The organism is Burkholderia alba, assembly GCF_034721475.1.
Taxonomy (GTDB): domain Bacteria; phylum Pseudomonadota; class Gammaproteobacteria; order Burkholderiales; family Burkholderiaceae; genus Burkholderia; species Burkholderia alba.
Genome location: NZ_JAWJWL010000008.1, coordinates 212,065 through 235,211 on the forward strand (window position 1 = coordinate 212,065; position 23,147 = coordinate 235,211).

The 23,147-nt window shown below is 67.3% G+C and carries 20 protein-coding genes; 11 read left to right on the forward strand and 9 right to left on the reverse strand.

Annotated elements, in window-relative coordinates; translation table 11 throughout:
* Positions 1 to 774, reverse strand: a complete 774-nt coding sequence (locus tag RZR99_RS11670; protein ID WP_323119912.1) for a class I SAM-dependent methyltransferase — start codon at positions 772 to 774, stop codon at positions 1 to 3.
* A gap of 1,038 nt (positions 775 to 1,812) precedes the next feature.
* Between RZR99_RS11670 and RZR99_RS11675 the strand changes: the two genes are divergently transcribed.
* The 7 genes from RZR99_RS11675 to RZR99_RS11705 all read left to right on the forward strand — a co-directional run bounded on the left by RZR99_RS11675 (position 1,813) and on the right by RZR99_RS11705 (position 10,565).
* Positions 1,813 to 2,433 (forward strand): peroxiredoxin, encoded by a 621-nt coding sequence (locus tag RZR99_RS11675; RefSeq protein WP_407655437.1) that lies wholly within the window; start codon positions 1,813 to 1,815, stop codon positions 2,431 to 2,433.
* 99 nt (positions 2,434 to 2,532) lie between these two features.
* Positions 2,533 to 4,005: a coproporphyrinogen-III oxidase family protein gene (locus RZR99_RS11680; RefSeq protein ID WP_323119914.1), complete on the forward strand. Its 1,473-nt coding sequence runs from the start codon at positions 2,533 to 2,535 to the stop codon at positions 4,003 to 4,005.
* Positions 4,006 to 4,132: 127 nt separating this feature from the next.
* Positions 4,133 to 4,909 carry a redoxin domain-containing protein gene (locus RZR99_RS11685; protein ID WP_323119915.1) on the forward strand — a complete coding sequence of 259 codons (777 nt, stop codon included), beginning with the start codon at positions 4,133 to 4,135 and terminating at the stop codon, positions 4,907 to 4,909.
* Between the two features lie 18 nt (positions 4,910 to 4,927).
* Positions 4,928 to 5,941 carry an alpha/beta hydrolase family esterase gene (locus RZR99_RS11690; RefSeq protein WP_323119916.1) on the forward strand — a complete coding sequence of 338 codons (1,014 nt, stop codon included), beginning with the start codon at positions 4,928 to 4,930 and terminating at the stop codon, positions 5,939 to 5,941.
* A 121-nt stretch (positions 5,942 to 6,062) separates the two neighbouring features.
* Positions 6,063 to 7,196: a molybdopterin-synthase adenylyltransferase MoeB gene (gene moeB, locus RZR99_RS11695; protein ID WP_323119917.1), complete on the forward strand. Its 1,134-nt coding sequence runs from the start codon at positions 6,063 to 6,065 to the stop codon at positions 7,194 to 7,196.
* Between the two features lie 45 nt (positions 7,197 to 7,241).
* Positions 7,242 to 8,861: an MDR family MFS transporter gene (locus tag RZR99_RS11700; protein WP_323119918.1), complete on the forward strand. Its 1,620-nt coding sequence runs from the start codon at positions 7,242 to 7,244 to the stop codon at positions 8,859 to 8,861.
* Between the two features lie 519 nt (positions 8,862 to 9,380).
* A complete protein-coding gene (locus tag RZR99_RS11705) occupies positions 9,381 to 10,565 on the forward strand; it encodes a helix-turn-helix domain-containing protein (protein WP_323119919.1) in 1,185 nt (394 codons plus the stop codon).
* Positions 10,566 to 11,093: 528 nt separating this feature from the next.
* On the opposite strand, the gene RZR99_RS11710 is transcribed toward RZR99_RS11705, so the two are convergent.
* Positions 11,094 to 11,747 carry a DUF1345 domain-containing protein gene (locus tag RZR99_RS11710; protein WP_323119920.1) on the reverse strand — a complete coding sequence of 218 codons (654 nt, stop codon included), beginning with the start codon at positions 11,745 to 11,747 and terminating at the stop codon, positions 11,094 to 11,096.
* Positions 11,748 to 12,047: 300 nt separating this feature from the next.
* Here RZR99_RS11710 and RZR99_RS11715 point away from each other — a divergent pair, with 300 nt between their 5' ends.
* On the forward strand, positions 12,048 to 12,779 hold the full coding sequence (locus RZR99_RS11715; protein ID WP_323119921.1) for a metallophosphoesterase: 732 nt from the start codon (positions 12,048 to 12,050) through the stop codon (positions 12,777 to 12,779).
* 13 nt (positions 12,780 to 12,792) lie between these two features.
* On the opposite strand, the gene RZR99_RS11720 is transcribed toward RZR99_RS11715, so the two are convergent.
* The 3 genes from RZR99_RS11720 to RZR99_RS11730 form a co-directional block, all read right to left on the reverse strand.
* Entirely contained in the window at positions 12,793 to 13,500 is a 708-nt protein-coding gene (locus RZR99_RS11720; protein ID WP_407655438.1) for an RES family NAD+ phosphorylase, read from the reverse strand.
* The gene (locus RZR99_RS11725) at positions 13,491 to 13,910 is read right to left on the reverse strand and encodes an MbcA/ParS/Xre antitoxin family protein (protein WP_323119923.1); all 420 of its coding nucleotides are present in this window, start codon (positions 13,908 to 13,910) and stop codon (positions 13,491 to 13,493) included. The genes RZR99_RS11720 and RZR99_RS11725 overlap by 10 nt, the downstream gene beginning before the upstream one ends.
* 375 nt (positions 13,911 to 14,285) lie before the next feature.
* Positions 14,286 to 15,188: a metal-dependent hydrolase gene (locus tag RZR99_RS11730; protein WP_323119924.1), complete on the reverse strand. Its 903-nt coding sequence runs from the start codon at positions 15,186 to 15,188 to the stop codon at positions 14,286 to 14,288.
* Positions 15,189 to 15,802: 614 nt separating this feature from the next.
* Here RZR99_RS11730 and RZR99_RS11735 point away from each other — a divergent pair.
* The 3 genes from RZR99_RS11735 (at position 15,803) to RZR99_RS11745 (ending at position 18,036) form a co-directional block, all read left to right on the forward strand.
* Complete coding sequence (locus RZR99_RS11735; RefSeq protein ID WP_323119925.1) at positions 15,803 to 16,558, forward strand: alpha/beta fold hydrolase; 756 nt, start codon at positions 15,803 to 15,805, stop codon at positions 16,556 to 16,558.
* Positions 16,559 to 16,897: 339 nt separating this feature from the next.
* Positions 16,898 to 17,239 (forward strand): FKBP-type peptidyl-prolyl cis-trans isomerase, encoded by a 342-nt coding sequence (locus RZR99_RS11740; protein WP_323119926.1) that lies wholly within the window; start codon positions 16,898 to 16,900, stop codon positions 17,237 to 17,239.
* 29 nt (positions 17,240 to 17,268) lie between these two features.
* The gene (locus RZR99_RS11745; protein WP_323119927.1) at positions 17,269 to 18,036 is read left to right on the forward strand and encodes an AraC family transcriptional regulator; all 768 of its coding nucleotides are present in this window, start codon (positions 17,269 to 17,271) and stop codon (positions 18,034 to 18,036) included.
* 114 nt (positions 18,037 to 18,150) lie between these two features.
* On the opposite strand, the gene RZR99_RS11750 is transcribed toward RZR99_RS11745, so the two are convergent.
* Genes RZR99_RS11750 through RZR99_RS11765 form a run of 4 tightly spaced genes read right to left on the reverse strand, consistent with a single transcriptional unit; the run spans position 18,151 to position 23,121 of the window.
* Entirely contained in the window at positions 18,151 to 19,317 is a 1,167-nt protein-coding gene (locus RZR99_RS11750) for a glycosyltransferase family 4 protein (protein ID WP_323119928.1), read from the reverse strand.
* Positions 19,317 to 20,510, reverse strand: a complete 1,194-nt coding sequence (locus RZR99_RS11755; protein ID WP_323119929.1) for a glycosyltransferase family 4 protein — start codon at positions 20,508 to 20,510, stop codon at positions 19,317 to 19,319. The genes RZR99_RS11750 and RZR99_RS11755 overlap by 1 nt, the downstream gene beginning before the upstream one ends.
* Positions 20,507 to 21,973 (reverse strand): O-antigen ligase family protein, encoded by a 1,467-nt coding sequence (locus tag RZR99_RS11760; RefSeq protein ID WP_323119930.1) that lies wholly within the window; start codon positions 21,971 to 21,973, stop codon positions 20,507 to 20,509. The genes RZR99_RS11755 and RZR99_RS11760 overlap by 4 nt, the downstream gene beginning before the upstream one ends.
* Positions 21,970 to 23,121 (reverse strand): glycosyltransferase, encoded by a 1,152-nt coding sequence (locus RZR99_RS11765; RefSeq protein ID WP_323119931.1) that lies wholly within the window; start codon positions 23,119 to 23,121, stop codon positions 21,970 to 21,972. Before RZR99_RS11765 ends, RZR99_RS11760 begins: the two co-directional genes overlap by 4 nt.
* Positions 23,122 to 23,147 lie beyond the last annotated feature (26 nt).

Sequence of the window (23,147 nt, forward strand, 5' to 3'; positions counted from 1 at the left end):
CTAGATGGCTTGCGCGTGGATGAAACACGTCCGCACCGGCACGGTGTATCCCGTGTCGCCGCGACGCACGCCGATCGCTTCGCGCGTTTCCGCCGGGGTTTGATCGAGCAGCGCGATCATGGCCGCATGGGCGGCGGGACCGGAACTCGCGATCTCGCACCAGCGCGCCAGGGCGACGCCGCCGGGACGCTCGGTCAGATCGCGCTCCAGCGTCTTCACGCGAAGGCCCGCCTGCTCCAGCAGGTCGCGCCATCGCGCGACGGTATAGCTGCGGATATGCGTCGGATCGTGCAGCACCTCCAGCTGGTGGTTCACGCCGTCGCAGTCGGGATCGTCGTCGCCGTGCAGGTCGATGATGATGACGCTGCCGTCGGGCCGGATCAGCCGGCGGAACTCCGCGAGCGCCCGGGAGATGTCGTGGAAATGATGCGCGGCCAGCCGGCAGACGACGAAGTCGAAGCTCTGGTCGGGCAGCGGAATGGATTCGGCGAAGGCTTCGACCGGACGGACCGGCGCGCCTCTCGCCTTGCCGAGCGCCACGAAGTTGCGCAGCATGTTCGGCGACGGATCGACACCGGCCATCGATTTCGCGCGGCCGAGAAATGCGAAGGCCGAATGGCCGGCCGCGCATGCCACGTCGCAGATATCGAGGTCCGTCCGTCCGTCGCTGAGCGCGCGCAGCATCGTGAGGGAGGGACTGGTCTCATGCACCTCGCTGCTTGCATAGTTATCGGCGATCGCATCGAATCTCGCGCTCGCATGCGTCAATGACATAGGAAGCTCCCTTTATCCGACCGGGATCGGCAAGTCGGTCATTCGTTATTCTGCCCAAGCCGGCCGGCACCGGATCTTGGCCGAGACATTTCACGGGGGTTTCAAATCTCAAGCATCCGTTCACGCACAGACTAAATTAAATCGCCGCCGCATGACCAGTTCGTTTTGTCTCAGAAAGATGCCGGTTTGTCTCACATTTCCGTACTTCCTCAATTACAAGAACGAAAACCGAAACGGGGAAATTTTACGAAAGAAATATTTTTCAGAATCAATCGACGCAATCATTCAATGCTCATTAAATAATTACAAAGCACTTTCGTTCGTTATTCCATGCCGCACGCTACATCAGGCAACCGTCGTATGCCACGCGCGTCTCGCGCAATACATCAAGTCCAGTTGCCGGCTACCCCATCGATCGATACGCCGACGATCCCGCGGGCAATCGGCCCCAGGCCGCTTTTCGGCAGCCGCCGAATCGCGCGCTCATGCTCGCCGCAGAAGCCTTCGCGGGTCGTTTCCCTCTATATATCCAGCGTATTCGCGCCCCGTCGGTCACGGCTGCGCGGGTTCGAACCGCGCTCCTGCCCGGCCATCCCGGGCCTGATGGCGCTGCGCGCGGCGCGAGATCGCGAGGCGCGGATTATTCAATGAATCGAATGGATAAATCCGACTGTATCCGCGAAAGATGCCGCTTCCCGAATCGCCATTATTTTCAAGCCCCTGACAGATCGGGCCATATCGGCACCGCGGATTTCGATTTTACTAATCACTGACAAATTGTCGGAATGAGACGAAACCGCATCTTTCTGAGACAAAACGAGCTAACGCATTTTATGGACTTTACTTAGTCTGTTCGTCAGGAATACCCCAGCCGATAAAACCCGGATAACCAGGGTTGATTCGTTTCGGCGAAGCAATTTCAAATAATCACCAAAGATATTCGAACGCGGGCATTGCCGGGCGGCATGGCGATTTAATTCCCGTTCTTCGAATCGTTCCCCTTTGATGCTTGATTGAGAGAAATTCGGACCGACCCCTATGCAGAATCATCAATCCCCGTTGGTGAACCCTCGCGATATCACCCCACCCCCGGCAAATGTCCCGCCCGCCCGGATCGGATTGCAGGCGGGCGACACCGCGCCGGATTTCTCCCTGCCGGCATCGCTGGCGGGCCGCCCGTTCGACTACGCGTTGAAGGACGCGCTGCGCGCGGGTGCCGTCGTGATCTATTTCTACCCGTCGGCCTTCACGAGCGGGTGCAACACCCAGGCCCACGGCTTCGCCCGGGACCTCGACCAATTCACCGCCGCCGGCGCCAGCGTGATCGGCATATCGCTGGACAGTATCGAACGGCTCAACGCCTTCTCCGCGGATCCCCAGTATTGCGCCGGCAAGATCCCGGTCGCCTCCGACGCGCATGGACAAGTGGCCCGCGCGTTCGGCCTGCCCGTCGAAGCCATGCCGCCGGGCAAAACGGATACGCGCGGCGAGCCCATCGATCACGACAAGGTGCCGCGCACGACCTTCGTCGTCGGCGCGGACGGCAAGGTGGCCGCCACGCTGGCGGGCCTGAGCGCGGCCGAGCACGTGGAGCACGCGCTCGCCTGGGTGCAACACCTGTCCGCGGAGCGCGCCGCGCGGCCGTCGTCCGGTCGATAACCCCCGCCGCCGGTCCGGACCGGATGGATCGGCCGGCGAACAGTGCCAATGACGCAGTCAAGTGGAAGTCGTGCGACAACAATCCAATGAGAGGCTTCAATGAACGTTAAAGAACGGGATTTTGCGGATACCCTCGAATACGAACCCAATCTGGGCGCGCTCCTCGATCGGCATCCTGAGCTGCAAATCGAACGCGACGATTACAACATCAACGTCACGGCGAACTACGGCGAACGGCTCGAACCCGATGCGCTGTTCGAACGCTACAAGCAGCATCCCGGCCAGGGCAAGCCCGCGCACCTGTACTACCACTTCCCGCTTTGCGAGTACATCTGCCACTTCTGCAATTACGTGAAGCAGCTCGCGTCGCCGACCTCGCGCGGCGCTCAGCTCGACCGCTGGACGGACGCGCTGATCAAGGAATCCACGTTCTACGCCCAGAACGTGCCGTGGGTCTCGCAAGCCCCGATCGAATCGTTCTATATCGGCGGCGGCACCGCCGCCGTGCTGACGCCCCAGCATCTGAAGCGGCTGCTGGATCACGTCCGCTCGGCCTTCCTGCTCGCGCCGGAATGCGAACTGAACATCGAGGGCAACCCGGACAATTTCTGCGACCTGGAGAAGATTCGCGCGCTGATCGACGTCGGATTCAACCGGTTCAGCGTCGGCGTGCAATCCTTCACGCCGGAGGTGAACAGCTTCACGAATCGCGGGCATACGCCGGAGATGTCGCGGCAGGCGATCATGAATCTGCGCAGCACCGGGCTGCCGTTCAACGTCGACATGATGTTCGGCCTGCCGTATCAAACGCCCGACACGGTCTCCGAGGACATCCGCACGCTCGTCGACCTGAAGGTGCCGACGATCACGATCTATCGCTTGCGCAACGCCGACCGCCAGTCGATGGGGATCGGCAACCGCGCGGCCTGGAACGTGCCGAAGGTCCGGAACCGGCTGGTCGAGCAGAACCTGTTTCCGACGCTGGTCGCGACCTACCAGATGCGGGAGCGCGCCGTCGAACATCTGATCAAGAACGGCTACCAGCCGAGCCCGTGCGGATGGTGGAGCCTGCCGGGCACCTATCCCGAAGGCAACATTCCGCGGGTGTCGCGCAACAAGTGGCAGCGGTTCGACACGATGCTCGCGTTCGGCCCGGGCGCCTACGGCTGGCTCGCGGGCGCGGATCAAGGCGTGATCCAGACGCACAACAGCGCCGACATCAACGGCTATCTGCACCACATGGAGTCGGCCGGCACGCCGCCGCTCGCGTTCGGCCGCCTCCTGACGGGCAATCAGGCGATCGGCACCGCGCTCGGCTTCGCCTACAAGTCCCGCCAGCCGATCGAGATCGACCGCTTCAAGCAGGAGTACGGCGTGGACCTCGTCCAGGACGAACCCTTCAAGAGCGTCTTCTCCGAGCTGCTGTCCAAGGGGTTGATCCAGCCGACTCCGGGCGGCCATGCCTTCGTGCCCACGTTGAACGGCGAAGCGCTGCACGAAGAAATCATTTCGGTGTATCTGCACGAGCGGATCGGCTCCTTCGCGACCGCCGTGTGCAACAAGGTGACGTGAAGCCCCGCCGCGCGGCGGATCGACGAGCCGCGGCGCCGGCAGCAGCGGGCCGGCGCACGGACGACGCGATCGCGTCGCGCGAGGCGGGAACGCCGCATGACAACCGGACGCAGCACTCCGCTATTCGGTGCCAACCATCGTGACGACATCCAACGAGACGCGCATTCGCCGCCATTCGCCCTTCATCGCCGCGGTGCGGACACCGCTCTCGGCGATATGGATCGGCATCCGCTTCCTGCTCCTGCCGGTGCTCTGGCTGCGCTACCGCATGGGTAGCCGGATGAACTGGGCATTCGCGACGGACGCCTGCATGAAGCGGCTGCTGTACCCGCTGACGGAAGGCGCGGACGAAACGCCGCGACGCGACGTGGAGGTGCCCCCGGCGCTGCTCGCCCCGCCGTCGCCCGGCGCCGCCAACGGATGGGCGCGGGTGAGCCCGCATCCGGTGGATCTCGAGCGGTTCGCCAACGGGCGCCCGCTCTTGCTCATCCTGTATCGGGGCAGCTGGTGCCCTTACTCCAGGCTCCACCTCACGGATCTCGCCACCGTCGCGCAGCGTCTGGACGAACTGGGGGTCGCCGTGCTCGCGGTCAGCGCGCGCAATCACGCAAAGTGGTGGCATGCCAGGGGCATCGCGCTCGACTTCGCGGCGGACCCGGACGGCGACCTGTTCCGCGCCATGGGCGTTCGCATCGAGCCGCCGCTCGCGCATCGCGTCTGGGGCATGCTGCTGCCGCACGAGAGCGTCTTCCTGTTCGACCGGAACGGCAATCTGGTGGCCGCCGACGTGCGGCGGCTCAGCGCGACGAAGACCCGCCAGACGTTCCTCTCGTCCACGCGATGGCTGACGATCGCGCACGCGCTGACCGACGCCGAACGGATTGCCCAGCCCGACCTGACCTGACAACGACACCTCCGCGACATGCCTCCGACCACCGTTGCCCTGGGTACGCTAGCGATGCTTCTCGCCGGCGTCTTCGCCCTCGCCCTGCGCCGCAGGATGCGCTCGCCGGGCAGGCGGTCCGCGGCCCCGGCGCAACGCGCATCGCTGCTCGTCGGCGACACGATCCGCTCGTTTGTTTACCGCGCGCCGCCCTCGCTCGCGCCGGGCGCGCCGCTGCTCATCGTGTTCCACGGCGGCTCCGGTTCCCCGGAGCAGATCCGCAGGCAGACGGGGTTCGAATTCGACGAACTGGCCGATGCGAACGGCTTTGCGGTGGCTTATCCGCAAGGCACGGGCGGCAACTGGAACACCTGCCAGAAGGGGCGCAGGAACACCGCGACGAAACGCAACGCCGACGACGTCGGATTCGCGCGCGCCCTCATCGCGTGGTTCGACACCCATCACCGGATCGATCGATCCCGCGTGTTCGTCGCGGGCTTCTCGAACGGCGGGCATATGTGCTTTCGCCTCGCGCTCGAGATGACCGGCGAGATCGCCGGCTTCGCCGCGATCGCGGCGAACCGCCCGGCGCCCGCCGACTGCAAATGCCGTGCGGCGAGCGTCGCGGTGCCGATGATGATGTTCAACGGCACCGCCGATCCGATCAATCCTTACGCGGGCGGCATGCTTTCGCCGTACGGCCTGCGCTCTCTCGGCCCCGTCCTGTCGGCCGAGGACACCGCCGCGTCGTTCGTGCGTCCCGGTTCCGCGCATCGCCGGGAGCGCGTCGACGAAACTGCGACAGCAGATCGCGCGACCCGCGTGGAGAAGCAGGCATGGGGCACCGCGACGCAAGACGAAGTGGTCCTCTTCACGATCCGGGGCGGCGGGCACACCATCGCGCAACGGCGCTACGCCTTCCCGCGCATCTTCGGAAGGACCAGCACCGAGATCGACGCGCCGCTCGAGATCTGGCGATTCTTTTGCACAATCTCCGCGAACATTGCGCGATTCGATGCGAGGCCGGAACGGGAATCCATGCCCACCGGCTAGCCTGCGTGCGATCGGCATCCCGACCCTTTGCGGCCTTCCGCCCGTGCCGTTCCTTTCACCGCACGTCCCGACTCTTTCAGCAAGTTCAACGTCAACCATTGCCCACGAGACGGAGTATCTTATGCTGTCCCATGCAGAGATAAAGCGCTATAGCAGACACCTCATCATGCCGGAGATCGGAATGGCCGGGCAGCGCAAACTCAAGGAAGCCAGCGTGCTGTGCATCGGCACCGGCGGGCTCGGCTCGCCGCTCGCCATCTATCTGGCGGCGGCGGGTGTCGGGCGCATCGGCCTGATCGACAGCGACGTCGTGGACGTCAGCAATCTTCAGCGGCAGATCCTGCATCACACGACCGACGTCGGCCGCAGCAAGGTGCTCTCGGCGAGAGACAAGCTGAACGCGCAGAATCCGGAGGTCGAGGTCGTCGTGCACGAGACGATGATGAGCGTCGAGAACGCGCTGGAAATCTGCGCGGAATACGACATCATCGCCGACGGCAGCGACAATTTTCCGACCCGCTATCTGATCAACGATGCCTGCGTGCTGCTCGACAAGCCGAACGTCCATGCGAGCATTTTCCGGTTCGAAGGACAGGCATCGGTCTTCCACGCGAAGCACGGACCTTGCTACCGATGCCTCTATGCCGAAGCGCCGCTCCCGGGCGAAGTGCCCAACTGCGCGGAAGGCGGCGTCCTCGGCGTACTGCCCGGGCTGCTCGGCGTGATTCAGGCGACCGAAGTCATCAAGCTGATTCTGGGAATCGGCACGCCCCTTATCGGACGCTTGCTGATGGTCGATGCGCTGGGCATGCGCACCGAGGAACTGCATCTGCGCAAGGATCCGGACTGCCCCATCTGCGGTACCCATCCGACCATTCGGGAGTTGGCCGGCATCCCGGGGTTCGACGGCGTCTGCAGCGTGCCGGCCGCCGATCCGATGGAGATCGCGGCAACCGAGCTGAGCGAAATGATGAGCGATCCGTCGGTGAACCTGATGCTGCTCGACGTCCGCGACTTGCCGGAATGGGAGATCTGCCGGATCGAGGGAGCCCGGCACATTCCGATGCCGCTCCTGAACGAACGCCTGCATGAAGTCGATCGCACCGCGGACGTGGTCGTCTACTGTCTCTCGGGCAAGCGAAGCAGGACGGCGGCCGCGCTGCTTCGCGACGCGGGCTTCCGGAGCGTGCGCAGCCTGTCCGGCGGCATCCGCGCGTGGGGGGCGTCGGTCGATGCCGCGATGCCGATCTACTAGCCGCGGCGTTCGATGACGCAACCCCGATCAACCAGGGACGAGCGAATGGAAAAACCTTTCAAGCCATCGACGGGATCCGGCGCGGTTGCCGATGCGCCGGCCGGCCTGTCGATCGCGGCCGACGACGTCGCGCTATCTCCGCAGTCCGAACGACGCCGCGCCGAACCCGCAACCGCGCCCCCGCTCCCTCCGGGCGGCGTCGCGCCGCCGAGCCGCGGCGAGATCCGCACGATCTACTGGGCGCTGATGGTCGTCATCGGCCTCGGCACGCTCGATCAGAGCATCGTGGCCACCGCGCTGCCGCGCATCATGTCCGATCTCGGCGGCATCGCCCAGAGTTCGTGGATCGTGACGGCGTACGTGCTGGCTTCCACGACCGCGATGCCGCTGTACGGCAAGCTGAGCGACCAGTTCGGACGCAAGCGGATGATCTGCATCGCGGTGGTGATCTTCCTCGTCGGATCGCTGCTGTGCGGGATGTCGCGACACCTCGCCGATCTCATCGTCTCGCGCGTGATCCAGGGGCTGGGCGCGGGCGCGTTCCTGCCGCTCAGCCAGGCCATCATCGCCGACCTGATCCCGCCGGCGCGGCGCGGGCAGAAGCAAGGCGGCATCGCGGCGGTGTTCGCCGCGACCAGCGTGATGGGCCCTCTGCTGGGCGGCGTGATCACCGACGCGCTGTCGTGGCACTGGATCTTCTTCATCAATCTCCCGGTGGGCGGCGTGGCGATGTACAGCATCGTCAGGAAGCTGCGCCATGCGCGGCCCGGCGGCGCGCAGAAGATCGACTACCTGGGTTCGCTGACGATGACGGCCGCCGTCACGGCCTTCCTGCTCGTGCTCTCGCTGGGCGGCTCCGTGTGGCCGTGGCGCTCGCCGCAAGTCGCCGGGCTGATCGGCGCGGGCCTGGGTCTCGCCGTGCTGCTGGTCTTCCATCTGCGGCGCACGCCGTCGCCGATCATTCCGCCGAGCCTGTTCGACAACACGGTCTTCAATGTCGCGTGCGTCGTGATGTCGCTGACGTTCATGGGCTTGTTCGGGGCGACGATCTTCCTGCCGCTGTTCTCGCAGCTCGTCACCGGAACGGGGGCCACGCAATCGGGGCTGCTGATGGTGCCGCTGATGCTGGGCGCCGTCATCGCCTCCGTGATGAGCGGCCGGATCCTGATGCGCGTCGGCCGCTACAAGCCCGCGCAGATGGCGGGGCTCGCGACGGCTTTCGTGGCCTTCGCGCTCCTCGCGTGGACCATAGAGACGGGGCGCAGCTACTGGTACATCGAGCCGTGCGTCTTCATGCTCGGGATCGGCCTGGGGCTGGTGATGCCGAACATGACCGTCGCGGTGCAGAACGCGTTGCCCGTCGCGCAGCGCGGCGTCGGGACCGCGATGCTGACGTTCTTCCGCTCGCTGGGCGGCCTCGCGGGCATTGCCGGATCGAGTGCGTTCATCGCGCATCGGCTGCAATCGGCGGGCACCACCGCGCACTCGGCGCTCGTCGGGCAGCACGTCGTGGGCTCGATCCCGCAGGCGTTCGGCGCGCAGGCGGACATCTATCGCAGCGCGATCGCCGGCACCTTCGCCGCCGGTTCGGTAATCGTCGCGCTGGGTTTCGTGGTGCTGCTGCTGTTGCCCGAGCTGCCGCTGGTCGGCCAGGACGGCGAGTAATCGAACGCTCGACGCGCCCCGCTGCATGACCGGGCCGGATCGGTCCGGTGCGGCGTTGAATCACGGTACGGATTTTTCGCGCTTCATGCCCATGACGAATGGTTCCCTTCAAACGACCGCCGCGATCACGCCGCGGTCATCCGCTCCGCCGGGCCGGCCCGGCGGAGCCGGTGCGCCGCGCTCGCGGCCGGAACAGCACGCGGCGTCTCGCGACGCCGTTCGCGCACCTGACGACGGCCGGCGAGTACGCGCTTCGCGCGGGGATCGTCTCGACGCGCCGCGCACGTCCGGCCATCCGCGTCGCGCGGGCGGCTCCCACGCCGCCCGGCCGACGTTTCATCGCCGATGGTCCGTTCCGTGAGTGGCCAATGTCGCGCCGTCGCTTGCGGCGGCGGACGGACCGAACCGGTCAGCGTGTGTCCTTGTTGTCCTCGATTCTAAAAATAAAGTCCCCAGACGAAGTCAAAAAATACTGAGGGATCCTGATTTCAGTCAAATCAAGAGATATCGGAGATGCCCATGAGCAATGTCGAGATATTCAAATTCTCCACCAGAGAGCTGAACGACAAAGACAAATTCGAAGCATGGCAAAACCAGAACACCATGGCCGATCTCAAGCTGAGCGCGGCCGGAATCGGTGCATCCACGGATCTGGACGGTGTTTTTCACGGCGCGCATATCGGTAACCTGATGCTGGGCACGTTCCGGTATACGACGACGACCGCGAACGATTCGCTGACCTACGACGCCATCAGGACTCCGCAGCGCATCAAGCACGACGGCTACGATCACTATTTCTTCCGGATCTCGCGCGAACACGCCTGGCAATCGAAAACGGACGCCGGCGCGATCGATATCGGCCCGCAGCAGCTCTTTTTCGCCGATCTGGCGCGCCCTCTCCACATCGACATCCAGTCGGGCGACGTCGTCATCCTGATGGTTCCGCGCGATTTCATTCCGATCGATCTTTCCGCCAAGCATGGCGAGGTCTTCTCGGGATTGATGGCCTCCCTCGCGTCCCAATACATCCTGGGGCTGGCTGAACGCATCGACACCATCCGCACCTCCGAATCGAAGGCGGTCGACGAAGTCACGCTGAACATGCTGCTGGCGGCGGCGTTTCCCACCAGCGACAACATCGAGCCGGTTCGATCGAACCTGGAAGTCGAATTGCTCAAGAAGATCAAGGCCTACATCAACAGCCGCCTGGAATCCCCGGCGCTGTGCGTCGATTCCATCTGCCACGACATCGGCCTGTCCCGGGCCGCGCTGTACCGGCTGTTCTCCACGGAGAACCACGGTGTGGCGGAATACATCAAGCTGATCCGACTCAGAAAGATCTATTACATCCTCCGCTATTCGTCGGGGTCGCGCATCAGGATATCGGAGCTCGCCAACCGGTACGGGTTCTGCTACAACTCGGCCTTCGCCAAACTGTTCAAACAGAGTTTCGGCTGCTCTCCGTCGGACATCCGGCGCAATGCCACGACCGAGCACCGCTCGGACGATCTCAAGGAAATGCGTCAAGGCATGGCGCTCGATTTCAAGGAGTGGCATCAGTTCCGGCGCTGTCGGAACGCGGGGCACGGGACCATCAACGGCATGTGGAAACCGGGCCCGGATTCCGGCGGCCGGATGCCCAGCGCGGCGAGTACAGGCACGCCGCGCGCCGAGCCCGACTGCGAAGTGTTCGCGATGGAATGACGCGGCTCGCGCCGGCGCTTCGATACCGCGCGCCGGCCGTCGCGCCGATCCGCTCGGCGGATGCCGGTGCGCGTTCGGGTGGCGCAAGCGACGCGTGCATCCGCGTGCGGGCCGATAGCGGCTCCCGGCCCGCGGTCGATCCGGCCGGTTGCCCGACGAACCCGTGCGTGAATATTCGAAGCACGCCTGTGCCCATTCGAATGCCGTGATCCGATCCATTGCGGCACCTGCGGCACCGATAGGCGGGGTCGAACATCGTTCGCCGGTGTGACGCTGCCGGCGCGCGACTATCGCCTGTCGCTTCTTCGGCGACATTCGAGCGGCCGCCGGGCTCGCCCTCCGCCGGCGCATCTCGCCCGCCTGCCCTGCATCGCAACGCAACGCGTATGGACATGGGCGCGCGAGCGTTGGATCGATGCGACGGCGATCGGGCGAGCCGCCGCACCCGCCTTTTCCAGCGGCGCGATGCACGACGGGCGCGATCCGGCCCGGTCGCGCGCCGGCGCGGCGGCGCGCGACGAAGCCCGTCTAGCTCAGCAGCCCGGCGGCGACATTGATCGACAGGCCCAGCACCGCCATGTTGAAGTAGAACGACAGGATCGACTGCGCGAGCGCCGCGCGCCGGATCGAACGATTGCCCAGCGATACGTCCGCGGTCTGCGACGCCACCGCGATCGTGAACGAGAAATACAGAAAATCCCAGTAGTCCGGCTCGAGATTCCGATCGGGAAACTGCAGCGCGCGGGCTTCTTGCGGCGACAGATAGTAGAGCCGCGCGTAGTGGAGCGTGAAGATCGTCGGGATCAGGAACCACGCGCCGAACATCGTCGCGCCCGTCACGGCGTAGTGCCCGACGCTCGAACCGAACCCGACGTTCTTCGCGCTGACCAGTTCGACCGCGATCGCCGCGATGCTCGCCACGGTCGCGAGGCAGATCACGGTCAGCACGGTCGTCGCGTTCTCGTCGTCGCGCATCGCGATCTCCCGCACCTGGTGATGACGCGCGCGCACCATCCGCAGCCACATCAGCACGAGATACAGCCAGATCGCGCCGTCCCAGCCGATCAGCACCCGCACGATCGGCCGCAGCGGCGACGGCAGCAGCAGCCCGAACAGCACCCCGGCGAGCAGCGCCGCCATCATGCGCGGCCGGTTACGCAACACTTGCGGATAGAACGTCATGAATTCGTCTTCGAGAAGTCGGAGAAGCCGCGCTGCGGCGCAGCACGGGCGAGCGCCCATTATCGTCATGTCCCCCGCCGGCGCCAAGCGCGCAGGCCGCCGAGAGGCGGTTCACGCAATGACGGGCGCGCGCCGGCCGCCGGAAGGACCGAGCGCAAGACAAGCGACGCGCGAACACCCGAGGTATTCGCGACGCGCGTGACGCGGCGATCGGTCTTTCCGGCGGGCAGCGCCGGACGGACTATGCTTTGCATCATGGGAACGAGCGCGATCCGCGCGAACAGGCCCCAAGACGAAGCCATGACCCCCGCTCCTTCGCTCTGCCGACACGCGGCGAATCTCGCCGGCCGCGATTTCGTGGTCGGCGATCTGCACGGCTGCGTCGACCCGCTGCGCGCGCTGCTGCACGACGCACGCTTCGACGCCGCGCGCGACCGCCTGTTCGCGGTCGGCGATCTGGTCGATCGCGGCGCGCAGCCGGAAGCCGCGCTCGCGCTGCTCGACCGTCCGTGGTTCTTCTCCGTGCTGGGCAATCACGAAGACGTCCTGTGCGCGGTCGCGGAACACAGCCTGCCGATGAGCGTCTGGCAGCGCATCGGCGGCGCCTGGGGCGCGCAGCTCCCCGGCGACGCCCTCGCCCGCCATGCGCGGCGCCTGCGCGCGCTGCCGCTGGTCCGGGTGATCGGCGAGGGCGCGGCGCGCTTCCATGTTCTGCATGCCGAATTTTTCGGCGACGACGCGGAACTGGACCGGGGCGCATTCGACGAGGCGGTGCGCAATCGTCTGCTGTGGGGCCGCGAGCTTGCGCTCGGCGGCGCCGATCCCGGCCGGCAGGCCGGATTGTCGCCGACTTACTGCGGACATACGCCGATGCACGAAATCACGCGTATCGGCGCGCAGATCTTCGTCGACACCGGCGCGTTCGATCCGTCGGGCAAGCTCACGCTGCTGGAGACCGGCAGCGGCCGGCACTGGTCGATCTCGGTGGCCGCCGCCGAATACCTGGGCGCGGCAAGCCTGCCGCTGCCGTAGCCCGCGCGGCCGCTCAACCGACCTGATTCAGTTCGAACACGACGTCGATCGCCGTGCCGTTCCAGTTGTATTCGAGGTAGGCCGCGTGACGGCAGTCGCGCAGCAGCGTCGCCTTGAACGCCGCGAGGCACTCGCCCGCCGGATCGCGCACCGACGGATACGCGAGGCCCGCCACCCCGGCTTCGCGCACGGCGCGGCCGAGCGCCTGGCCGGCCCGGTAGTCGTCGGGGTCGAGCAGCGCCGGATCGCGCTCGGTCCAGTGGCGCGCGTCGACGACGTCGCCCTGCGCGGCCACCGTGTAGAGCCTCATCTGCTGACGCATCGGCGGCTCCCGGGTGGCCGCCAGAAACAGCGCCGAGTGATAGCGCGTTTCCGCGATCGCCGTGTCGCGCGAACGCGCGCAGTAGAACACGCCGTAGCTGCCGTCGGAAAACCGGCTGCCGAATGGATTCAGATGCGTGAACGCCGCCATGATCGGCCCGTAGCCCGCCCCGTAGCGGCGCTCCTCGGGCGGGACGAGATCGAGCACGCCGACCTCGTTGCGCACGCGATCGTTGGTCAGCGATTCGAGCGCGTAGAGCGCATCGAAATCGTCGGCCGACGCGACGCGGTCGAACAGGTTGATGGCGGGAAAGCGCGTGGGAATGACGCGATAGGCGGGCGCCCAGTCGAGCGCGGTGATGGGCCAGGCGGCGTGCCGTTCGGATCCGGTCACGCCCAGCCGCCCCGCATCGCATCGAGGTACTGGCGCACGGCCACGAGATCGCTGATGTTGCCGGCGAGCATCCGGTCGAGCGCGCGCTTGCCGTTGAACGGCGTGGCGTCGTTCGGACGCTTGATCCACGCATCCGCCGCGGCGGGCTGCGGCAGCAGGATCTGCAGCGCCTTGTAGATGCCGAGCATCAGCGACAGGCGCTCGAGCGTATCGCGCGTCAGACGCGCCGTTTGCGGCGCGGCCTTCCACTTGAAGAAGGTCGAGCGGCCCGGCGAACCGAGCAGCACCAGCTGCTCGTCGGTGGACAACTCCCAGTCGCGGGCGATATTGAAGAACGCGCGCAGACCGGCGGCCGACATCTGGGCAACCGACACTTCGGGCGGATTCGGCAGTGGCTTCAGAGCGGGATGGGACATGACCGTTAGTCTCGAAATGAATCTACTAACAACATTAGTCCAATTCTAGATTATTTCAAGGGAAACGGGTATCGAAGACGAACAGGGCCGCCGAACGGACTGGGCGGCCGGTCACGCATTTATGCCATGGCATGTGCATTCCCGTCGTTCCGGGAGCGGTTCGGCCGAATGAGGGTCGGACAGGGAAAGTTGCGCGGGCGGGATCCCGCTTCGGCCGGGTGCCGCGCCACGGGCCGTCGCCGGGGCTCGCTCGGCGACGGCGCCGCGCCGCCGCGATCCGCGCAGAAATGGGACGGGGCTCGCCGCCCCCTCGCCGTTGCGGGCGGACGCGGGCCTCGGGAGGCGGGCGCGAACAGCGCCGCACCCGCGCTCCGCTCAAACCGTGTCGAAACGCCCGATCGGCGACAGCGCGCGCGCTTCCCGCCCGCCGTAGGCGGCGACGATGCCGTCGACCCGGGCGAGATGATGGCGATTGTCGTGGTCCCACGGATGAAAATCAGGCCGGAAGAAACTCAGCCATTCGCCCGCCATGCGCGGAAACAGCCCGTGGCGCGGCCCGTAGAGAAACTTGACGACCCGCCCCATCCCGCGCACCCGCTGGCCGGCCTGCCGATCCGAGCGGATCAGCTGACTGTGCATCAGGAAGACGGTGGGCCAGAAGGTCAGCGTCGTCAGCAGAAAGACGCCGACCCGCATCAGGTAGCGCCCGAGTCCCGGCTTCATCACCGCATTCCACACGTCGAACGACACCGCCTTGTGCTCGGTTTCCTCGAGCGCATGCCAGAGCCACATCTGCCGGTAGCCTTCCTCGGAACCCGCGAGGCGCGTCGCGTCGTCGAGCAGCAGGTCCGCGAGCATCGCCGTGTAATGCTCGGCGGCCACCGTGTGCGCCAGCTGCACCGAATGCGGCAGGACCCGCTTCATCCAGCCGAGCACCGCCCAGACGCGCCGGTCGAGCTTGCGGGCGGGCAGGCGATTGGCCTGCAGGCGTTCGTTGTATTCGGCGTGTTCGCGCGTATGCATCGCCTCCTGGCCGATGAACCCGAGTACCTGCTTCTTGAGCACGGGATCGTCGATCCGGTCGCGGTAGTGGCGCACCGAATCCATGAAGAAGCGCTCGCCGGCGGGAAACAGCAGCGACAGCGCGTTGAAGAAATGCGACACCTGCGAACCTTGCCCGTGCCAGTCCTTCGCACGCTCGACCGGCAGGTCGAAATGCAAGTCGCGGCGCACGGGCATCACGAACACCGGGTCCGTCGAAGCAGCAGCCTGAGTCATCGATGTCTCCTGAATGGGCGCGGCGGACCGCGGCCTGTGCGTCGGCGCCGCCGATCGTTACATCATGAAATGTAACAATATGGCGTGCCTGCTCCGGGGGCAAGGCGCGCGCTAGTGGCCTACTTCCAAACGCCGCGTCGCCCTTGTACGGCGGGCGCTTTCGGAGGCGCGTAACGGCTTCCGAGCAGGCTTGCCCGGCATTCGGCGGCGCCGTTCCGCATGCGCGTTTGTCGCCACGGGCCGGCGCCTCCTCTCCCGGCAGATCCGATTGAGGGCGTTTTCGCGCCATCGTTCGCGAAACAGACGCCCGCCTCAAACCCGATCTCCGCGCGCCTCACGCCCGCGTTTCGGCCAGACCGCCGCCGGCCGCGTCTTCCCTGCCGTCCCGCCTCCTCTTCCGGCGGCCTCCTTCGATCGGGTCCGTGCCGGGCATTTGCTCTGCACGATTTTTCAACACTTATCATGCATATACATATTATGATCGTCATTCATAAACCGACCCGCGACGGATTGCATGCGCTGCGCATCGCGCCGGCGGCCGCATTCGCCGCGGCTCGATCGGCCCGCGCGCCGCCGCTCGAGCCCGTCCGTCGTTCATTTCCCGGAGAGCCGCCATGACGCCCGAATACGCCGCCCAGCTGTTCCTCACGCCCGCACGCAAGATACCGCGAACCGACACGCCGCCCTTCGACGACGCGCTCGTCACCTATCCGCCTCTGCACGGCACGCGGGTCGCGCTCTGGGAAGCCGGCAACGGGCCGCGCGTGCTGCTGGTCCACGGCTGGGAAGGCGCGTCGGGCGATCTGTCGGCATTCGCGGCGGCGCTGATCGACGCCGGCTACCGGGTCGTCGCGCCCGATCTGCCCGCGCACGGACAATCGGACGGCACGCAGACGTCGATCGTCGCCTGCGCGCGGGCGATCACCCAGCTGCTCGCGGACATCGGCCCGGTACGGGCGATCGTCGCGCATTCGGTCGGCTGCGCGATCGCGATCGAAGCGCTGAAGCGCGGCGCGCGCGCCGATGCCGCCGTGCTGATCGCGCCGCCCGCCCGCTATCGCGATTACGCGCTCAGCTTCGCGGCACAGGCGGGGCTATCCGGCGAGAACATCGGGAAGATGATCGCGCACCTGCTCACGCTCGACGTCGACGTCGCCTCGATCGACGCTCCCCGGGCAGTGGCGGCGCTCGATACGCCCGCGCTGATCGTCCATTCCGAGGACGACCGGGTCGTGCCGGCATCGCTGGGCCGCGAGATCGCGGCGGCGTGGCCGGGCGCGCGATTTCTGTCCGTGAACGGGCTCGGACATCGGCGCATCCTTCAGTCGGACGACGTGATCCGCTCGGCCGTCGAGTTCGTGAACGGCTGAGCGAAGCCGCGATCCGGGATTCGCGGCGAAACGAAATCGTTCGCGCGATCCCGCGCGGCCGGATCGCGCGTGTTTTGGCGCGGAGGGGCGAAGTCCGGCGACGAATCGAACGCGACCGGTTGGCGCGGGCGGTTCCATGGACATGTCGTGGCGGTTGGCGTGGTTAGCGTGGTTGGCGTGGTTGGCGCGGTGAGCGATCGGCGGCAAACGCCCCGCCTCCCCGGCCGCCGCACGCCCCGTCATCGCGAGCCGGGATCGGACCATGCCGGCCCGCGCGACGCAATGCCGCCCGGCTCCCCTACAATAGCGGTTTCATTCGTTTATTTTCAGGAGCCGTCCATGACAGTCGTGACCACCGAATCGGGTCTCAAGTACGAAGATTTGACCGAAGGCAGCGGCGCCGAAGCGCTCGCGGGCAGCACCGTCAGCGTTCACTACACCGGCTGGCTCACCGACGGCCAGAAGTTCGACTCCAGCAAGGACCGCAACGACCCGTTCGCGTTCGTGCTGGGCGGCGGCATGGTCATCAAGGGCTGGGACGAAGGCGTGCAGGGCATGAAGGTCGGCGGCGTGCGCCGTCTGACGATTCCGCCGCAACTCGGCTACGGCGTGCGCGGCGCGGGCGGCGTCATTCCGCCGAACGCGACCCTCGTGTTCGAAGTCGAACTGCTCGGCGTCTGAGAGCCGCCCCGCCATCGGCCTCGTTCATCATGGATCACGCATCCTCGCCCACGGTTTCGCTACGACGCTACGGCCAGTCCGAAGCGTCGGACGTGCACGACTTTCATCAGGTCGTGCTGGGGCTGGACGGCGCGATGGTGATGGCGGTCGACGGCATCGGCGAACGGATCGACCGGCGCTCGGCCTGGCTGATCCCGGCCGGCGCCCGGCATGACTATGCCGGGCTCGGCGAGAACCGGCAGCTGGTGCTCGATCTGCCGCCGGCGTCGCTTGCGGTACCCGAGCGGCTGTTCGACCGGGCGCGGGCGATTCCGATCGACCCCGCGCTGACCTCGCTGACGGCCCGGCTGGCCGGCACGGCCGATCTCGGCCAGCCGGACGACGGCGCGCAGCGCCGCTTTCACTGGCTGGCCGCCACGCGCCTCTGCGACGCGCTGCTCGCGGACATCGGCCACGCGCCGCCGCCCGGCGCCGCGTCCGGGCTCGATTTCGCGCGGATCGACCGCTGGCTGCGCGCGCATCTCGCGGAGCCGCTCAGGATCGCCGATCTCGCCGCGTACTGCGGGTTCGGAATGCGGCGGTTTCACCAGCTCTTCATCGACGCGTTCGGCGAGACGCCGCACCGCTACCTGCAACGGCTGCGGCTCGACGTCGCCATCGGGTTGCTCGCCGATGCCGCGCATCCGTTGTGCGACATCGCGAGCGAGGTCGGATTCGCCGACCAAAGCGCATTCACCCACGCGTTCACGCGACGGTTCGGGCTCGCGCCCGGACAATGGCGAACGCTGAAGCACTGAACGGCGCAGCGCCGCCCGCAGCCGTCGGCGCGGGATAGACACCCCGCCGCGATGCGGACCGCAGGGCGGCCCCAACCGCCGGCCCGGCACGCGAAAGAAACCATCGCGCTCCCCTTACCCCGCGGCCCGGATCGCCTCCTCATACACCCCGGCCACCCGCCGCGCGATCACCGCATTGTCGAAATGCTCGCGCGCGTAGCGCCGGCAAGCCTGCGCATCGGGCAGCGCGAGCCCGCCCGACAGCGCATCGCGGAGCCCTTCGGCGATCGCCCCGGCGCCGATGCCCGGCAGCACCAGCCGCTCCGAAAGACCGGCAACCGCCTCCGGCAAGCCGCCTACCGGCGTCACCAGCACCGGCGTCCCGGAAGCCAGGGATTCCACCGTGATCAACCCGAACCCTTCGAGCGCGACCGTCGGCACGACGCTCACCGTGGCCGCGCGGTACAGCGCGGCCAGATGCTCGTCCGGCACGAACCCCAGCAGCTTCACGTTGCCGGTCAATCCGCCCGCATCGATCCGCGCCTGCAGCTCGTCGGCGATCCGTCCTTTCCCCGCGATCAGCAGCAGCACGTCCGGATGCCGCTTGCGCACGATCGCGATCGCATCGATCAGATCCTCCAGCCCCATCCGCCGCACGAGCCGCCGCACCGCCAGCACGATCGGCCGGTCCTGCGGCAGCTGCAAGGTGCGACGCGCGTCGGCGGGCGTGATCGGCAGATCGAACTGCGCGGTGTCCACGCAGCCGGGCACCACCCTCACCCGCGCGGGATCGATCCGGTAACGCGAGGTCAGGATCTGCCCGAACGCCTGCGACAGCACGATCAGCCGCGACGAACGCGCGTACACCGTCTGCTCCAGGCAATGCTTCGCCTTCCGTCCCAGCGAATCCGCCCCTTCGACGTGGCTCTCGTCGGCCCACGGCCCCTGGAAATGCGACACCTGCGGAATGCCGCGCATCACGTCGAGCCCCGGGAAGGTGTACAGCGCGAAGTGCGACGACACCACGTCCGGCCGCTCGGCGCGCACCACGTCACGCAGCGCGTAGCGCGCCGCGAGCATCCGGCGCGCCAGCGACTGCGTCGCCGACCCGAAGCCGCGAATCGCGCCGCCGGTATCGGCCGCGACGCGCTCCGAGCCCGCCACCACGCCCCGCACCGCGACCCCCGCACCCGGCAGCGCGCCCACCAGCGCGTGGTACATCCGGTCGAGACCGCCCGCGCGCTCGGGAAACCAGTGCATACCGATCTGCAGCGACCTGATCGCCCCCAAAGTGTCCCCCATCACGATTGCTCCTGCGTAACGCCATGTTCGGCGCGCGCGACCGGCACGCCGGCGCTCGGTTGCGACGACGGCGCGATCCGCCGGTACAGCGCGACATACTGCTCGCCCATCCGCGCCCAGCTGAATCCCCCCATCAGCGCGCGCGCCGCGTCGCCCATCGCCCGGCACGCATCGCGGGCCGCCGCGAGCCGTCCGATCGCGTGCGCGAGCGCGGCCGGGTCGTCGGGATCGTCGAGCACGATCCCGCACGCGGGCGTGATGATCTCCGCGCCGCCCGCCGTGCGCGCCGTCACGACCGGCAAACCGGCCGCCATCGCTTCGAGCAGCGACAGGCTCATCGCTTCGTAGCGCGACGGAAAAACGTAGGCGTCGACGGACGCCATCAGCGCGGGCATCGTTTTCACGAGCCCCAGGAAATGCACCCGCTCGTCGAGCCCGAGCGCGCGCGCCTCGTCGGGATAAGGGCTGCCCGGCAGATAGCCGGCCACGGCCAGATGCACGCCGGGCGGCAATTGCGCGAGCGCCCGCAGCAGCGTGCCGAGGTTCTTGCGCGGCGTGCGCAGATCGCCGACGAACAGCAGCAGGAACGCGTCGTCCGGCAGCCCGAACGCATGGCGGTCCGGCGCGGCGCCGGCGAATTCCGCCGCATCGACGCCGTTGTGGATCACGCTGATCCGTTCGCCGTCGATGCCGATCCCGCGAATCTCGTCGGCGACCTTCCCCGACACCGCGGCGATCGCCCGCGAACGCCGGTATGCCCAGCGTTCGAGCAGCGTGTTCACGCGCGTGTACACATACTGATAGGCCGACCATGCGCCCTTCGTCAGCGCGAACGGGTAATAGCGGCTCGCGAACCAGCCGCCGTGCACGAAATGCGCGGTGTTGACGTCGGCGCGCACCCACGAGATGAAGCCGTTCACGTGCAGCACGTCGTAGTCCGCGCGGTGCAGCCGCAGCCACCACGCACTCTTGAGCGCGAACACCTGCTGCTTCAGCAGGTTCGACGGCCACCCGCGCCCTACCTTGACCGGCACCCAGCGCACCCGCTCGTCCGCCAGCAGCTCGGGCGCGACGTGCGACGCGACGAGCGTCACGCGGCAGCCCGCCGCGAGCGCCGCGCGGGCGATTTCGTAGTTCACGCGGCCCTGTCCGTCGTGATGACGCACGACATGCGTGACGATGGCGATTCTCAATGGTCGGCTCCCCGGAAACGCGCCGCGTGTCTGCGCTGGATTTTCTGCCAGTGCGCCGCGGACAAGATCGAAAAAATGCTCGTGAACAGCAGCAGCCCCCCCGTGCCGATGAACGAATTGGTGAACACCAGCATCGCGAACACCGACAGGCACAGGCTCAGGCACGCCGAGACGAACTTGTCGCGGCGCAGCGCGAACGACGCGCGCACCGCGCGGCCGAGCAGCCACAGCGTGCCGCCGAGGTACAGCAGCGTGCCGGGCCAGCCGAGCACGAACGGCACGTTCATCACGCCGCTGTCGAAGTTGCCGTACTTGCCCAGCTCGCCGCTGTCGCTCGACAGCTTGGTCGACGTCCCCGTCGCGCCGAACCCCTCGCCCGCGACATCGGTGAACGCGGTCTGCGCGAAGCTCGCGTAGAACTTGTTGCGATCGTCGTAGCTGCGATCGTCCTTCAGGTTCGAGATCGACTGCAGGCGCTGGCCGAGCCGGTCGGCCACCGGCCCCACCGTCAGCAGCGGCACGCACAACCCCGCCAGCACCAGCGCGCTCGCGACGATGCGCAACCGCACGCGGTTGTTCGATTTCGCGAGCTGGATCGCGAGCGCGATCACCCAGCCGCCCCAGGTCGAGCGCACGAGACACAGCGAGAACGCGACGAAGCCCGCCGCGCCCGCGAACCAGCGCACCCGTCCGGGCGCCGCCAGCACGAACACCAGCGCGCCCATCATCGCGAACGCGAACGGTCCCGACGAATTCATCGTGCTGAACACCCGCACCCCGTACGGCACCGGATCGCCCTGCGAATTCATCTGCGAGCCGACCATCCACAGCACGTCCCACTGCGGCATCACGAAAAATTGCACGATGCCGTACACGCCCATCGCGAGCATGCCCCAGACGAAGGTCGACAGGATCACCGCCCGGTATTCCGGGTAATCGCGCGCATGCACGACGATATGAAAGCCGATCAGCACCGGATACACCCAGTTCGCGAGATCGTAGGTCGCGGCGAGCGGCCCGCTCGACACGACGCCGACCAGGAACGCATACGCCAGCCCGAGCAGGATCAGCAGCACCGGCATCCCGCGCCGCTCGGCCAGCACGCGGTAATGGCGCAGCAGCCCGAGGCCCGCGATCATCGTGACGGCGAGCGGCGCGATCTGGATCAGGCTGGTCGGCGTGAACGCGCCCCGCGACCAGTCGGCGAGCCGCCGCACCTCCGGGCTCAGGAACCACAGCCACCACATGAAGCCGACGTAGCGCGCCGGGCTCTTGAAGTACAGCCACAGCCCGGTCAGGATCGCGAGCCCCGGAAACGCGACCGTCAGCACCGTGCCCTGGTGCGCGACGATCATCGCGGCGGTGACGGTCCATAAGCCCGCTTGCGCGGCCCAATGCCTGGGCTCGGCGGAAAACCAGCGAGAGCCGGAACGAGCGGGCGCCGACAGTGCGGGCGTGCTCATCGGCCGCCCGGCCGGTTCGACGGCGCGCGCGAATCCGCGAGCGGCCGCGCCCGCCCGGCATCGGCCCGCGCGCGATGCTGCCGCAGCAGCTCGCGGGTGATCCGCACGTGCTGCGCGGCAAACTGCTGCGTGGTCAACCCGTGCGCGTCCAGCCGCCCGGCCGCCGCGCGGGCGCGCTCGAGTGCCCGCGCCGGCTGCGCGGCGAGCGCATCGGCGGCGCGTCTCAGCGCGCGCGGATTGAAGGGCGGCACGTAGGTCGCCGTGCCGCGCGGGAAATAATCGCGCAGCCCGCCCACGTCGGTGACGATCATCGGCTTGCCGACCGCGGCCGCCTCCAGCATCACCGTGATGCCCGACGCGTGATGATTCGGCCGCAGCGGCACCACGATCAGATCCGCCCAGTCGTACAGCTCGCGCTGCCTGACGATGCCCGACGCCGGCGCGATCGCGACGTTCGGCGCGTGCAGCGCGCGCGGAATCCGGCGCCGGGTCGCGAGCCGGACGTCGTAGCGCGCATCGTTGCCGAACGCGGCGACGAAGGTCTTCCAGTCCCGATCCCGGTCGTTGCCGATCGCGGCGATCCGCAACGGCCGGTGCGGCGTCCACGCGCACGGCGCGCACACCGGAAAATCCTGCGTGTTGAGCCCGTAGTAGACCTGCACCGCATCGCGTTGAAGATAGCGGCGGCACAGCGCCGCGTTGTCGCGCGCGAGCGTCGTCAGCACGTCGGCCCGCGCGATCAGCTTCCGGTACAGCCAGCGCCTCGGCAAACCGTAGCCGGGCCACTTGTCGAGCAGCCACACGCTTTGCGCAAGCAGCAGCGGACGCGCGCCGCGCGCGCCGGCGAGCCGCAGCACCAGCGCGGCCGCCAAATGCTCGTGCTCCGTATGCGTCCAGATCACGTCGCTCGCGAGCAGCGCCGCGCGATTGCGCCACGCATGCAGCAAGTCGAAGCCGAGCACCGCCTTCAGGCCGCGTCGCACGAGGCTCGCCAGACGGCCCTCGCGTGCGTCGCGCGAGTAGGTCAGCGCAAACTCGTCCGATTCCGCGTGGTGATAGCCGTACAGGCAGCCGATGTTCTCGCCGGGACGATAGGTGCGCGGATCCGCACCATGGAACAGATGAACGTGGACCTGGGTCGCGGTCATGCGAGCCTTCCTCCGTGAGATGGCCT

Bases quoted from the DNA above. Each gene is read 5' to 3' on its own strand.
- RZR99_RS11670 (WP_323119912.1), bottom strand. From the start codon at position 774: ATGTCATTGACGCATGCGAGCGCGAGATTCGATGCGATCGCCGATAAC.
- RZR99_RS11675 (WP_407655437.1), top strand. From the start codon at position 1,813: ATGCAGAATCATCAATCCCCGTTGGTGAACCCTCGCGATATCACCCCA.
- RZR99_RS11680 (WP_323119914.1), top strand. From the start codon at position 2,533: ATGAACGTTAAAGAACGGGATTTTGCGGATACCCTCGAATACGAACCC.
- RZR99_RS11690 (WP_323119916.1), top strand. From the start codon at position 4,928: ATGCCTCCGACCACCGTTGCCCTGGGTACGCTAGCGATGCTTCTCGCC.
- moeB (WP_323119917.1), top strand. From the start codon at position 6,063: ATGCTGTCCCATGCAGAGATAAAGCGCTATAGCAGACACCTCATCATG.
- RZR99_RS11700 (WP_323119918.1), top strand. From the start codon at position 7,242: ATGGAAAAACCTTTCAAGCCATCGACGGGATCCGGCGCGGTTGCCGAT.
- RZR99_RS11705 (WP_323119919.1), top strand. From the start codon at position 9,381: ATGAGCAATGTCGAGATATTCAAATTCTCCACCAGAGAGCTGAACGAC.
- RZR99_RS11710 (WP_323119920.1), bottom strand. From the start codon at position 11,747: ATGACGTTCTATCCGCAAGTGTTGCGTAACCGGCCGCGCATGATGGCG.
- RZR99_RS11715 (WP_323119921.1), top strand. From the start codon at position 12,048: ATGACCCCCGCTCCTTCGCTCTGCCGACACGCGGCGAATCTCGCCGGC.
- RZR99_RS11725 (WP_323119923.1), bottom strand. From the start codon at position 13,910: ATGTCCCATCCCGCTCTGAAGCCACTGCCGAATCCGCCCGAAGTGTCG.
- RZR99_RS11730 (WP_323119924.1), bottom strand. From the start codon at position 15,188: ATGACTCAGGCTGCTGCTTCGACGGACCCGGTGTTCGTGATGCCCGTG.
- RZR99_RS11735 (WP_323119925.1), top strand. From the start codon at position 15,803: ATGACGCCCGAATACGCCGCCCAGCTGTTCCTCACGCCCGCACGCAAG.
- RZR99_RS11740 (WP_323119926.1), top strand. From the start codon at position 16,898: ATGACAGTCGTGACCACCGAATCGGGTCTCAAGTACGAAGATTTGACC.
- RZR99_RS11745 (WP_323119927.1), top strand. From the start codon at position 17,269: ATGGATCACGCATCCTCGCCCACGGTTTCGCTACGACGCTACGGCCAG.
- RZR99_RS11750 (WP_323119928.1), bottom strand. From the start codon at position 19,317: ATGGGGGACACTTTGGGGGCGATCAGGTCGCTGCAGATCGGTATGCAC.
- RZR99_RS11760 (WP_323119930.1), bottom strand. From the start codon at position 21,973: ATGAGCACGCCCGCACTGTCGGCGCCCGCTCGTTCCGGCTCTCGCTGG.
- RZR99_RS11765 (WP_323119931.1), bottom strand. From the start codon at position 23,121: ATGACCGCGACCCAGGTCCACGTTCATCTGTTCCATGGTGCGGATCCG.